The organism is Enterococcus sp. AZ035 (assembly GCF_050548325.1).
GTDB classification, from domain to species: domain Bacteria; phylum Bacillota; class Bacilli; order Lactobacillales; family Enterococcaceae; genus Enterococcus; species Enterococcus faecalis.
The window spans coordinates 1,169,857-1,183,913 of sequence record NZ_CP172958.1 but is presented as its reverse complement, the minus strand read 5'-3'; the positions used below and the strand labels follow the sequence as shown (position 1 = coordinate 1,183,913).

Genomic DNA, 14,057 nt, shown 5'->3' with positions numbered 1-14,057 from the left:
CCGGGTCCTTTTAGAGTTAAACAAAAATTATTTATGCTTTTGTTCATTTTTTAAAATAGAAATTGACTGTTTTAAGGATTGAATCATGCCGCCTTCGCTGTATACAAGAACGTTTGATTTATATAAACGAGCAGAGAAGATTGTTAAAATAATTCCAAAAACTGCCAAAATCACTAATGAGACAATTGCTTCCATTGTTGATGCCGTTTCGGTCGCCAAGCGTACTGGCATAATGTATGACGAAATCAGCGGAATAAAGGAAGTCACTTTCACCACGATATTTTGCGGATCATTCGTCCCAAACGTAATGCCAATCATATAACCGATTAAACCAATATACATGATGGGCTGAACTGCTTTTGCTGTATCCTCTGGTTTGGAAACAAGAGAACCACAAAGTGCTGCCAAAACAGCAAAAACGAGAATACCAATAATGAAAAAGCCTAATGTAAAAATAAAGGTTGATGAAAAAATACTTTGTGGTGAAATACCACTTAATAGACTTTTCATAAAATCAAGATTTTTCAATTGAGAATAGCCGAGAACAAACGCCACTCCGTAAATGAAAATTTGTGTTAAAGCTACTAGAATAACCCCAGTTAATTTGCCATAAAAATGGGTTTGCGCTTTTGTACTAGAGAGAATAACTTCCATGATTCTAGTGCCTTTTTCAGAAGCAATCTCTTGGGCAATAATTGAAGAATAACTGCTGATGAAGACAAATAACAAAATTGTTATCCCCATTGCTAACGCCATTTGAATCCCTGTGTTATCTTCTCCTGTTTTTATTTTACCATTTTCATCAAAACTAATTTTGGCTTTTTTAAATGTTGCTTGTTGATTCAACATGGCAACTTGCTCAGCTGTTAGGTTTAAACGATTGGCATTCGCCATTGTTTGTAATTGGTTTAACATTTGAGGAATTAGCATCTCGGTTGCATTTCCTAAAGAGCGTTCAGAATAAAGCTGACCAGAAATCTGATTATCTGTAGTGTCCAAAAGTAAATAAGCATCAATTTTCTCGTCTTTTAATTGTTCTTGGGCCTTTTTCTCAGAAGAAACAGCTTTGAAAGAAAAGTCCTCTGTTTTATTCTTTGTCAACTCTTTAACCAGCGCTTGATTTTCCGAAACCAGACCAATGGTAGTATCTCCTGAAAAACCGCTAGCTAGAGAGCCCGCTAAGTAAACAATTCCTACAAGAAGAAATGGCGCTAAAATCATGATTAAGAAAGACAGCGACTTCACATTTTTCTTATAGACATCAGTCGCAATAATCCAAAATTTACTCATCTTGCCCACCTACTTTCATTTTGAAAATTTCTTCCAATGTTGGTGGTTGTTGATTAAACATTGGAATGTAGCCGTTGGCTGTCGCTTTATCAAACAACACTTTGCCCACTTCAGCGTTTTCTAATGTCGCTTCTAAGACGCCATCTTGTCGCAAGTGTGCTTCTTTCACACCTGCTGTAGCAGCAACTTCCTCAACAGATAACGGTGATTCTAAAAATAATTTTGTTCGACCAAATTGTTGTCGAATTTCATGAACCTGACCATCTAAAACCATGCGTCCATTTTTTAACATGACTAAATGGTCACAGATTTTTTCCACATTGTCCATATTATGACTGGAAAAAATGACACAAGAACCTTGATTTTTCAATTCAATAATGCCGTCTTTTAATAATTCTGCATTAACTGGATCCAAGCCACTGAATGGTTCGTCTAAAATAATTAACTTCGGTTCATGAATAAGTGTCGCAATCAATTGAACTTTTTGTTGATTTCCTTTTGATAAAGATTTAACTTTATCTGTTTTTTTGCCTTTAACTTGAAATTTTTCCATCCAAAAGTCAATTTTAGGTTCAATTTCTTTTTTAGTTTTTCCCCGCAACGAAGCGAAATAAATTAGTTGGTCTTCAATCGTAATTTTAGGATATAAACCCCGTTCTTCTGGTAAATAACCAATAATATTGTACTCTTTTTCGTTTAATGGTTGACCATTCCATAAAACTGACCCGCTATCTTGTGTTAAAAAATTTAAAATCAAGCGAAACGTAGTTGTCTTCCCGGCACCATTTTGGCCAATTAATCCTAAAATTTTCCCGTCCGGTATCGTAAAGGATACATGATCAACTGCTTTAAAATCCCCAAAGGTTTTGACTAACTCTTTTACCTCTAACACATAAACGCCCCCTTCACTTTTTCTAAACCGCTGTTTAGTTACTCATATCGTATCTTTCCTGTGTTGGCTTGTCAATGACAATTGTTATGGAAAGATGTTGCACTTTAATCAGACGCTTTATTTTCTGCTAAGCGAAAAAGACCATCCGTCTCGGCAGAAATATGCACTTCATTTGCGATCAAGCCTGTGCTTTCATAGAATGTATTTTTAAATTCCTTTGCCGATTTTGATGATTGACAGGCCCAAATTCGACCTGTACGATTCAGCCACGTACCCAATTCATTCATTAAACGCTCATCAATCAGTAATTGATTTGATACTTTTTTAAATTTTATTTGATAAACGGGCGTTAGTATTTTCATGATCAGACGTCCTCTCTTTTAAGTTAGTATTAGTATATCACGAAAGAAATCGTTATCATATTTTCTTGAGAGTTCAACTTTTCATGAAAAAATTGAATAAAAAAAACAGAGCCTGGGACAAAAATCACTTTGGATTTTTGTCCCAGGCTTAAAACCTTATAAACGGCGGGAACAGAACCAACACTACGCGTTGCTCCGATCTCAACAACTTCTAAGGTGTTTTCTCGACATGCGTCTCGTCACAGTACAGCCTTCAAAAGAGCTACAGCTCTAAGAGTTGCGATGTTTCACTGTGAAGCATGAACAGATGAAATCATCGTACCTACTTGGTGAAGGTCCTTCGGAAATAAGCCGAAATTGTTGAGAATCACGAAGAACGTAGTGATTCGATGATGAACAATACCTACTTAGTCTCCAAAAATTAAAGAGCACCGGGTCCTTCAATTCTAGCATGTTCCATGCTTAGAAATTGATGCGAACGAAACGGAGTGTAGTGTATCATGCAACATCAACTCGTTCCTCGTTGTGTTTTATGACAATTTTCGGAAATTCCTTCTTATTGCTGAGAAACACTATTTGCAAAGCAAATAGATGTTGAACAGTACCTACTTGGTTCTCGGAGCTAAACGTTTCTGTCCCGACCTCTGGCTTGTTTTCATTTATTTTTCTATCTCAGAGGTTGTTTCTTGGTGCAAATGACGATACACATTCTTCGCGACAGTTTTAGGTAACCCAGCTTTTCTTAATTCTTCAACACTGGCTGCCGTAATATTTTTAAGCGATTTAAATTCTTTTAAAAGATTTTTTTTGCGTTTCGGTCCCAAGCCTTCAATGTTATCTAATTTGGAAGCAAAACTATTTTTACTACGTAATTGACGATGGAATGTGATGGCGAAACGATGGACTTCATCTTGGATTCGTTGCAACAAGAAAAATTCTTGTGAGTTTCTTTCCAATGGTACAACTTCTAAGTTTGGACCAAATAAAAGTTCACTCGTTTTGTGCTTGTCGTTCTTGGCTAATCCAGCTACAGGAATATCGACTCCTAGTTGATTGGCTAACACATCTTTAGCAACATCGACTTGGCCTTTACCACCATCGATTAAAATTAAATCAGGAAAAGGCAAGCCTTCTTTTAAAACTCGTGAATATCTGCGATAAATGACTTCTCTCATAGAAGCGTAATCATCAGGACCTTGCACAGTTTTTATTTTATATTTTCGATACTCATTTTTAGCTGGCCGTCCGTCAATAAACACAACCATCGCAGAAACAGGGTTTGTTCCCATAATATTTGAATTATCAAATGCTTCAATTCGAATGGGCGCAGGTATGTTCATCGCATTGCCTAATTTTTCAACTGCGCCAATTGTTCGTTCTTGTTTCCGTACAATCAAATCGAATTTTTCATTTAAAGCAACTGCAGCATTTTTACTGGCTAATTTAACCAGTTTTTTCTTTTCTCCCCGTTGCGGCTGCAAGACTTTCGTAGCTAATAAAGCTTCGACGCTTTCTTTATCAATGTCATCAGGAATCAAGACTTCTTTTGGCACAAAATGCTCATTCTCTTGATAAAATTGTCCAATAAAAGTTAAAAATGCTTCACTGGCATCATCATAAAATGGAAAAATCGATACATCACGTTCGATTAATTTTCCTTGTCTGACAAAGAATACTTGGACACACATCCAGCCTTTATCAACAGCATAACCAAACACATCACGATCAATTAAATCTACATTCGTCATTTTTTGGCGGGTCATAACTGTTTCAATCGCTTTAATTTGATCGCGAAATTCTGCAGCTTTTTCAAATTCCATATGCGCAGCTGCATAAGCCATTTTTTCTTGTAAGCGGTCTTGAATTTCTGTATGTCCACCAGAGAGAAACCCTTTAATCTCTTCCACCATATCTTTGTAGACTTGCGGATCCACATCAAAAGCATAGGGACACAGACATTGTCCTAAATGATAATACAAACAAGGTGTTTTTTGCGACGGATTACATTTTCGCAAAGGAAAAAGTCGATCTAACAGTTTCTTTGTTTCATTCGCTGCATTTACATCTGGATATGGGCCAAAATATAACGCTTTGTCTTTTAAAACCTTTCGAGTAATCATTAAACGAGGATATTTTTCGTTTGTGATTTTGATAAAAGGATAGGTTTTATCATCTTTTAACATGATGTTATATTTGGGATTATTTTTATGGATTAAATTAATTTCTAATAAAAGCGCTTCAATATTCGATTCTGTCACAATATATTCAAAATCATCGATTTCACTAACTAATCGTTCTGTCTTAGTATCATGGCTACCACGAAAATAAGTCCGGACACGGTTTTTCAAAATTTTGGCTTTCCCAACATAGATAATCGTGCCGTTTTTATCTTTCATTAAATAACAACCAGGTTGATCAGGAAGCAGTGCTAATTTATTTTTTATTCGTTCGTTCATACGATACTTCCTTTCTAACAAAATGCTTCATCTATTATACACCTCTTTTTGTAATTAAACAAAAAAAGCCGCTACTTTATGTACGAAAGAAACAGCCTGAAAAGACAATCGCTAATGATTTCTCTTCAGACTGAATCAGACTATTCGTAATGACTAATCAACGTTTATAAGTGTTTGGCAATCATTGCTTGCAATTGGTCTTTTGTATGAACACCGACTGCTTTTTCAACAACTTCGCCATCTTTTTTCAATAGCAATGTTGGGATGCTCATGATTCCAAAACTTGCTGGTGTTGCAGGATTTTCATCCACATCCATTTTGACGATTTTCACTTCGTCTTCATCATATTCTTCAGATAATTGTTCTAAGATGGGTGCTTGCATACGACAAGGGCCACACCAAGTTGCCCAAAAGTCGATTAAGACTAATCCTTCATCTGTTTCTGTTGCAAAATCTTTATCGGTAATTGCTTGTGTCATTTCACAAACCTCCTACTCTTTACTCTTATTACATGCTTAGTATAACACGTCATCTCTAAGATAGCGAGTGTTCTGCTTACTTATTGTAAGTCCTTATTTATTGGAATTTTACGACAGTCGCACCATTACCACCTTGGTTTTGTGGCGCAAATTCATAGCTTTTCACACTGCGGTGATTTTTTAAAAATTCCGTTATTCCGGTTCTTAATGCACCTGTTCCTTTGCCGTGAACAATGGTTACTTGTGGATAGCCCGCTAGAATCGCAGCATCAATGTATTGGTCAACTTCTGCCAATGCTTCTTCGTAGCGTTTGCCACGTAAGTCTAGTTGTGTGCCAACATGACTGCTTTCTGCAGAACGAACCGTTGTAACTCTTGGTTTTGCTTCTTTTTGTGGAGCGACAGGCGTCATATCCTCTTCAGATACGTTCATTTTTAAAATGCCTAATTGGACTTGCCATTGTCCTTTGCCGTTGTCTTTTAATAAGGTCCCTCGTTGGCCGTAAGTATTGACAATTACTTCATCGCCAGCTTTTAATTTTTTCTGTTCTTTCGCCTTCTTCAGCACTTTGTTTTTAGCAAGCTTGGTTTCTTCGTGGTGTAATTGAGAAAGTTGTGTTTTCGCATCAATTAACTGATGTTCTTTGACACCACCTTGTTGGCCACTTTCCAATTGCATTTTGCGAATATCAGAAATAATAGTTTCCGCATTTTCTTCCGCTTCTGCAATAATTTTATTTGCTTCTTTCCGCGCTTTTTGTAATTCTTTTTCTCGTTCTTCAAAAAACACTTGATAGGCTTCTTTCAGTTCTTTATGCAAAGCCGCCGATTCATCGACATAGTGGCGAGCTTCTAAATATTCAGTTTCGGCCATTTTGCGACGGTTTTCCAGGTCTTCAATCATTTCGTTTAAATCTTGACTTTCACCGTCCATTATTTGTTTTGCAGCTTCAATAATACTGTTGTCTAATCCAAGACGTTTCGAAATTTCAAAAGCATTACTTCGGCCAGGCACGCCAATTAATAAACGATAGGTTGGACTCAAGGTATCTACATCAAATTCCATACTGGCATTGATTGTTCCAGCTCGATTATAGCCATACACTTTTAATTCAGGATAATGGGTTGTTGCCATCACATAGGCTCCTTTAGCACCCAATGAATCTAAAATGGCAATAGCTAAAGCGGCCCCTTCTTGCGGATCTGTCCCAGCACCTAATTCATCAAATAGTACTAAACTTTGATGATCGACTTTCTTTAAGACAGACACGATATTCGTCATATGTGAAGAGAAAGTACTTAAACTTTGTTCAATCGATTGTTCATCCCCGATATCCGCAAATACTTCTGTAAAAATCCCCATTTTACTCTCTTCTTCAACTGGAATAGGTAATCCAGCTTGACCCATTAATTGTAAAAGACCTAACGTTTTCAGAGTAATGGTTTTCCCGCCGGTATTAGGCCCTGTAATCACAATTGCTTGATATTCTTCTCCAATCACAATGTCATTGGCTACAGCTTTTTCTGGATCCAATAGCGGGTGCCGGGCTTGTTTAAAAACTACATGATTTGCTTGACTAATTTCTGGAACAACTGCTTTTAGTTCTTTTCCTAGTCGTGCCTTAGCATTAATAAAATCAAGTTTACCGATGACATAGGCATTATGCGTAATTTCACGGCGATAAGGGACCAACTCGGCCGACAGTTCTGCCAAGATGCGAGTAATCTCATTTCTTTCGGCAATTTGTTGTTGTCGCAAGCGATTATTCATTTCTAAAATTTGTTTAGGTTCAATAAATAAGGTTTGTCCTGAAGCACTTTGGTCGTGAACCACGCCACCAAAAATATTTTTATATTCTTGTTTGACTGGAATCACGTAGCGTTCATTTCGCATAGTAACAAGGGCATCACTAAGGTAACGTGCGTTTTTCCCACGAATAATACTATCTAGTTCTTCTCGAATGGTCTGCTCACTACGTCGAATATTTTGCCGAATTGCCTTTAAGGCTGGCGAAGCTTCATCTGTGACGTAGCCATCATCATCAATGGCTTGTTTGAGTTGGCGATTTAATTCAGGCAAAACTTCTAGTTGCTCTCGCCACATATATAAACGTTCAAAATCAACTTCATTTTCACTTAACTCATCAAAAAAACGAGTCAGTTCTGAAGTAGTCGACAAGACACGGCCTACTTGTGCTAATTCTATGCCATTTAAATCCGCACCAATTTCAATCCGTTTCATGTGTGGTTGGATATTTTCTAATTTAGGAATGGGGATTCCACCACGTAATCGTTGAACTTTTAAACCATCCTGTGTTTCATTTAGCCATGATTGAATTTTATTTTCATCAGCAATCGGTAATAATTCCGAAACTTCGTTTGTCCCCTGAGCTGTCACAATAAATTGCAACAACTGTTGTTTTACTTTATCAAACCCTAATGTTGATAGAATACGCTGATTCATTTTTCCACCTACTTTTCTAACTTTTTCATTTGTTGAAAAGACTGAGACATAACATAAGAAGTTTCGCTTTGCTCACTTACTTCTTATCTCTATCTCAGTCCCATTCAGCTTTATTTCGTAATTGGTTCAACCCATAATTCATATGCTTGTTTTGTTAGAATTGGGGTATTTTTTACAATGCCTCGTGCCAAGCCACTTGACCGAAACTGATTTTGGACAATATCTGACGGAATCATTGACGCCGTAGCTAACACTAGAAAAAGACCCACGTATAACACAAGAACACTTAATACGCCACCTAATAGTCCATTTACCTGTTTCAAAACTGGAATAAATGTTAATCCATGTAAAAAGATCGCTAAAAAACGAACGACCAACCAGCCTGCAAACAGCAATAATAAAAACGCAACCGCTGAATAAAAGGCTTTGTCCAAGTCTAAAGAAATCTCTTGATTAAAAAAGACAAGCTTTGACGTTGGCGTAACCGATGGATATGGAATATACAATTCTAAATGAGAGGCGACCTCTTTGTAATAAGTTCGAGCAACAAAATATGAAATTAAGTAACCTACCGAATAGAGCACTTGTAAAATCAAGCCTCGTTTAGCTCCTGTATAAAATCCAAAGGCTAAAAGTAATAAAATAAGTATTGTTAACATCTTGTCATCCTTTCAGGAACTACTCCGAAACACCTTTATTTTGAATCTGCTGTTTTCGATTTTCATTCAAAATTTGTTGGGCTTCCACATGATTATGAATTTCTACATCTTCTTGTCCATTCTTTTTCAAAACATCTCGTGCTTCTTCTTCGATAATTTCCATTCGGCGCACACGATTCTCTAATTCAGCCAAACGAATGGTTTTCTGTTTTAAATCTGCTACTTGTTTTTCCAATTTTAAAGCATATTCTTGTTTTTTTAGTTGATCTGAAATTGCATTAATTGCTAATAAAACAGAAGCTTGTTCCGTATCAGTTTGCGGAGAAAGATGTTTAATTTCCGCCAGTTGTTCGTTGACAATTTTTGTGACTAAATCCATATGTTGTTTTGACTCTTGGCCAATAATTGTATACGTATGGTCTGCAATGATTGCTTTATATCGTGTTTTTTCATTTGATGCCATGTTGAGGTTCCCTCCTGTAAATCAATCCATTCTTGCTTATTGTACCATGAAAAAAAAGCGAAGCGCAATTTTCGTACAAATTCTCTCTTATTATATGCCACAAAGCGAAAAATTTAAAGATTTCTTTACAAGAACTCTGGCAATTTAAGAACGAATAGAAATTGTGTAGGAGAAAAAGAGTGGAACAAAAAGTCAAAGTGATTTTTGTCCCACGCTCAAACTCTGATAATCAGCTAAAAATGTTTGTTTCAGCTGTACTTTTTAAGGCTTAGTTATTATCTTTCATCTTTTCTACACGTAAACAACGCATAGCATTTAAAACAGCGATAATAGTTACACCAACATCAGCAAACACTGCTGCTTGCATTGAAGCCAAGCCTAATGCACCTAGTGCCAAGACAATGATTTTAACAGCAATCGCAAAGATAATGTTTTGTTTAACAATTCTCAATGTTTTTCTTGATAATTTAATCGCAGAGGCGATACGACTTGGTTCATCATTCATAATCACCACATCAGCAGCTTCAATTGCCGCGTCACTTCCTAAACCACCCATGGCAATCCCAACATCAGCCCGGGCTAAAACAGGTGCATCATTCATGCCGTCACCAACAAAGGCAACTTTGTTTTTAGGTGAAGATGCTTTTAACAACTCTTCTAAACGATCCACTTTGCCATCTGGTAAAAGTTCTGCATAAACTTTGTCAACACCAACTTCTTTTGCAATAGCTTCTGCAACTTGTTGATTGTCTCCAGTCAGCATAACAGTTTGTTTGACCCCTTCAGCTTTTAATTCTTTTATTGCTGAAATAGCGTCTGGTTTCAATTGATCCGCAATCACTAAATAGCCTGCAAATTGATTATCAATAGCGACAAAAATTAAAGTTCCCGCTTCCTTCACTTCTGGTGCTTCGATACCAAATTGTTTCATTAACTTCGCATTACCGACTAAAACTGTTTTGCCTTCAATTGTGGCTTTGATACCGTGTCCGGCAACCTCTTCAATTGCTGTTGCTGGAACTGTTTCTTTGCCATAGCTTTCTTTAATAGAAATAGCAATTGGATGAGTGGATAATTGTTCTGCTGTTGCTGTTAAACGTAACAACTCTTCTTCAGGTAAAACAACACTAGTTATGTTTTGAACCACAAAATTTCCTTTTGTTAGCGTACCAGTTTTATCAAAAACAATCGTTTCCGTATTCGCTAAAATTTCTAAATAGTTACTTCCTTTAATTAAAACACCTAGTTTACTGGCTCCGCCAATTCCACCGAAGAAACTTAAAGGAACAGAAATGACTAAGGCACATGGACAAGAAATAACCAAGAACGTTAATGCCCGATAAACCCATTCATTAATAGAAGTATCAGGGAAAATAAATGGTGGAATCACTGCCAATAAGACAGCTAAAACAACGACAACTGGTGTATAGTAACGAGCAAATTTAGAAATAAAGTTTTCTGCAGGGGCTTTTTTACTGCTAGCATTTTCAACTAAATCTAAAATTTTGCTAACTGTTGAATCCCCAAATTTTTTCGTAACATTAATGGTCAAGGCCCCATTTTTATTGATAAAACCACCTAAGATTTCATCGCCGACTTTGACCGTTCTTGGAACGGATTCACCAGTTAACGCAGAGGTATCTACCATGCTTGATCCATCAATAATTTGACCATCTAATGGAACTTTTTCACCTGGTTTCACTAATATTTGTTGCCCAATTTCAATTGTATCTGGAGCGACCGCTTTTATTTGTCCATTTACTAAAAGATTTGCTGAATCTGGACGAATATCCATTAATTTGGCAATTGATTTTCTGGATTGATCAACCGCAGCACTTTGGAACCATTCGCCGACCTGGTAGAACAACATTACTGCCACAGCTTCGGGATATTCCCCAATAAAGAATGCCCCGATCGTTGCCACAGACATTAAGAAATTTTCATCAAACACTTCCCCACGAAAAATATTCGTTACCGCTCGTTTGACAATGTCGCCACCAATTAAGACATAAACGACTAAATAAGACGCCAAAGCAACCCAATTATTACTTGGCTTAATGATAATAAGTGCTAAAAATAAAACAAATGCAATAATGATACGAATTAAGCGATTCTTATTTGGATTACGTCCCTCTTCTTCTTTGACATCTTTTAAAGAAATAACTTTGACATCTGGTTCTAACTTACCAATCACTGCACGCGCTTCATTTTCGACTTCTAAATCATGTCCTGATTCAACTTCCAGTGTCATCTTTTCAGCCATGAAGTCCACACGCGCTTTTTCTACTCCGTGAATTTTTTGGACAGATTTTTCAATTTTGTCTGCACAACTTGCACAATCAAGTCCTTCTAGTTTATAACTCTTTTGCATTTAAACACCTTCACTCCCTATATAATAGCGATTATTCCGTTTACATGAATAACCTTTCATGAATCTATTATAAATGAAGATGCAATCATATGTCAACCGCTTCACGTAATCTTTTTCTATTTTATAGACATAATGGCATAATTGCTGTAGGTGGAATGGATAACTGAGTAATAACTTTCGGATTGAGTCTATTGCTCCCTTTCCACCAAATTTTGGTTTGTTGGTGTTGAAACCAAGCACTTTGTTCAAAAGGTGCTGACAATGTTTGTAAGTGATGCACTTCGATCTGATTGGTTGCCTGCGGTTCTGTTGTGAAATCATGGGCCCGAATTCCAATAGAATGACAAGAAATAGGAACTTCTTGTGTAACCGTTAGTGTTTGTTGCCAGCCAATCACTTGGACTCTGTGCGCATCTATGCGTTTGACAGGCCAAATATTTTTACAACCAGTGAGTTTAGCTGCTTCAATCGTTTGAGGTTGGTTAAATAATTGATTTGTTGCACCAAAAAGTGTTTGGTTTTTTGTGATTATCACTAAACTCTGACATAACTTATACAGTTCATCTAAACTATGACTCACAATTAAGGCATGTTGATTTAAATTACTTAATCGCTGTTGAAGTTCAATTTGCAGCTCTTCCTTTAAGGGTGCATCTAATGCGGAAAATGGCTCATCTAATAACAGGTAAGCCGGCTGAGCCGCTAGCATTCGCGCAAAAGCCACTCGCTGTCTTTGTCCTCCAGAAAGTTGACTAGGATATTGTTGTTGGACTTTAGTTAAGTGAAAAGATGCAAGCAATTGAGTGACCAATTGTAAATCTTTTGTCACGCACGTCAGATTTTCTACTACCGACAAATGAGGAAACAACGCATACTGTTGAAACAAAAGACCAATTTTTCGTTGTTGCGGCGACAAATTGATCTTTTTTTCAGTATCGAATAAGACTTGATCATTTAAAACAATCTGACCTTTATCCGCAGTCTCAACACCCGCAATACATTTTAACAACATACTCTTGCCACAACCAGAAGCACCTAAAATTCCTGTTGTTTGAGTCTTTGTTTCAAACTGAATTTGCAAAGTATGACTTTTCAATTCTTTTTGAATATCAACAATTAATCTCATTCCGATCTTCTCCAAGCGCGCTGACTAAAAAATTCCGTAAAAAATAAAATAATCAGGCAAAGTAATAACATAATCACAACATATTGATTGGCTAAGCGCCAATCCCCACTTGCTACAGCAGAGTAGATAGCTAAAGGAAGCGTTCTTGTTTTGCCAGCAATATTCCCTGCTAACATTGTCGTCGCTCCAAATTCGCCTAACCCACGGGCAAAGGCTAACACGCCACCGGCCAAGAGACCGTTCATCGACAAAGGTAACGCAATTTTTCTAAAATATCGACTTTCCGAAAACCCGAGTGTCTGGGCCACCGCCAACAATTCACTATCCATTTGTTCAAACGCCGTTAAGGCTGAACGATACATTAAAGGAAATGAAACAGCAACGGCAGCAATAACCGTAGCTGGCCACGAAAAAACAACTTGAATGGCAAAAAAATCAAGTAAAAACTGGCCCACTGGTTGCTGAACACCAAAAATAGTTAAGAGAAAAAAACCAAAAACAGTCGGCGGTAAAACTAATGGCAACGTAAATAAACTATTCAAAAGAATTTTTAATTTACGATTTTTCAAACGAAAAACAATATACGCAACGCCTGTTCCTAAAACAAAAGTAAATAAAATGGCGATTATTGCTGTCTGAAAAGATAAAAGAATTGGTCGAACATCCATTTTACCACCTACTTTGTTAACTTAAAGCCAATATTTTCAAAATATTTTCTGCATTGTTGACTCTGTAAAAAATTTAAAAAAGCATCTGCTGATTTTTGTTTCTTAGAGGCGACAACTTTACCAACTGGATAGATAATTGGCTTTTTCAAAGCAGCTTCAGGCATGGCCGCAACAATCGCTACTTTTGAATTGGTTGCTGCATCTGTCGCATAAACCAAGCCAGCTTCTGCACTTGCATTAGCTACCCATTCAAGGACTTCTGTTACATTCGTGCCAAAGCTTGCGTGTTTTTCTACATAAGACCAAGCGCCTAAAGCTTTTAAGCCTTCTTCGGCATATTGACCAGCTGGAACACTTGCAGGATCACCAATTGCTATCATTTGGGCTTTTTTTAAATCAGAAAAATCATGCCACTTTGCTTGATCTTGGTTAGGCACAATAAGAACGAGCTGGTTTTCCAATAAAGGAACGACACTTTTTTTATTAATTAGTTTTTCTGCAACCAATGCATTCATTTGTTTTGTCGAAGCTGAGAAAAATACATCGGCTTTTAGGCCTTTTTCAATTTGCATCTGTAATTTTCCAGAACTATCATAGGTTCCAGTTACCTGAATATCTGGATGCTCTTTTTCAAAGGCTGGAATAATTTTCTTCTCCATGACTGATTCTAAGCTAGCTGCTGCCGCAAGGGTTATTTCTTCTTTTTTTGTTGAAACTGTTTCTTTTTGCGGCTGATTTGTACATGCAGCAATTAGGGCAACTAAACTGAATAAACTAAGCAGGAACACAGCCTTTTTTTGTTTAGACATTTGAACGCCTCTTTTCTT

12 protein-coding genes are annotated in these 14,057 nt (G+C 37.0%); all 12 read right to left on the bottom strand.

Annotation, left to right across the window (positions count from 1 at the left end; all coding sequences use genetic code 11):
• Positions 1-27: 27 nt before the first annotated feature.
• Positions 28-1,290 carry an ABC transporter permease gene (locus tag IGL32_RS05720; RefSeq protein ID WP_002357698.1) on the bottom strand — a complete coding sequence of 421 codons (1,263 nt, stop codon included), beginning with the start codon at positions 1,288-1,290 and terminating at the stop codon, positions 28-30.
• On the bottom strand, positions 1,283-2,182 hold the full coding sequence (locus IGL32_RS05715) for an ABC transporter ATP-binding protein (protein ID WP_002357699.1): 900 nt from the start codon (positions 2,180-2,182) through the stop codon (positions 1,283-1,285). Before IGL32_RS05715 ends, IGL32_RS05720 begins: the two co-directional genes overlap by 8 nt.
• A 104-nt stretch (positions 2,183-2,286) precedes the next feature.
• Positions 2,287-2,544, bottom strand: coding sequence for a DUF3884 family protein (locus tag IGL32_RS05710; protein WP_156210042.1), 258 nt, complete (start codon positions 2,542-2,544; stop codon positions 2,287-2,289).
• Positions 2,545-3,203: 659 nt separating this feature from the next.
• Entirely contained in the window at positions 3,204-5,000 is a 1,797-nt protein-coding gene (gene uvrC, locus IGL32_RS05705; protein ID WP_156210043.1) for an excinuclease ABC subunit UvrC, read from the bottom strand.
• A 164-nt stretch (positions 5,001-5,164) separates the two neighbouring features.
• The gene (trxA, locus tag IGL32_RS05700; RefSeq protein ID WP_002357703.1) at positions 5,165-5,479 is read right to left on the bottom strand and encodes a thioredoxin; all 315 of its coding nucleotides are present in this window, start codon (positions 5,477-5,479) and stop codon (positions 5,165-5,167) included.
• Between the two features lie 97 nt (positions 5,480-5,576).
• A complete protein-coding gene (locus IGL32_RS05695; RefSeq protein WP_002369462.1) occupies positions 5,577-7,943 on the bottom strand; it encodes an endonuclease MutS2 in 2,367 nt (788 codons plus the stop codon).
• A 110-nt stretch (positions 7,944-8,053) separates the two neighbouring features.
• On the bottom strand, positions 8,054-8,602 hold the full coding sequence (locus tag IGL32_RS05690) for a CvpA family protein (protein WP_002357705.1): 549 nt from the start codon (positions 8,600-8,602) through the stop codon (positions 8,054-8,056).
• Positions 8,603-8,621: 19 nt separating this feature from the next.
• Complete coding sequence (gene zapA / locus IGL32_RS05685; protein WP_002357706.1) at positions 8,622-9,065, bottom strand: cell division protein ZapA; 444 nt, start codon at positions 9,063-9,065, stop codon at positions 8,622-8,624.
• Between the two features lie 268 nt (positions 9,066-9,333).
• Entirely contained in the window at positions 9,334-11,436 is a 2,103-nt protein-coding gene (locus IGL32_RS05680; protein ID WP_002365612.1) for a heavy metal translocating P-type ATPase, read from the bottom strand.
• Between the two features lie 121 nt (positions 11,437-11,557).
• The gene (locus IGL32_RS05675; protein ID WP_002357708.1) at positions 11,558-12,562 is read right to left on the bottom strand and encodes an ATP-binding cassette domain-containing protein; all 1,005 of its coding nucleotides are present in this window, start codon (positions 12,560-12,562) and stop codon (positions 11,558-11,560) included.
• A complete protein-coding gene (modB, locus tag IGL32_RS05670) occupies positions 12,559-13,230 on the bottom strand; it encodes a molybdate ABC transporter permease subunit (protein WP_002357709.1) in 672 nt (223 codons plus the stop codon). Before modB ends, IGL32_RS05675 begins: the two co-directional genes overlap by 4 nt.
• 8 nt (positions 13,231-13,238) lie before the next feature.
• Positions 13,239-14,039: a molybdate ABC transporter substrate-binding protein gene (gene modA / locus IGL32_RS05665; RefSeq protein WP_156210045.1), complete on the bottom strand. Its 801-nt coding sequence runs from the start codon at positions 14,037-14,039 to the stop codon at positions 13,239-13,241.
• Between the last annotated feature and the right edge of the window lie 18 nt (positions 14,040-14,057).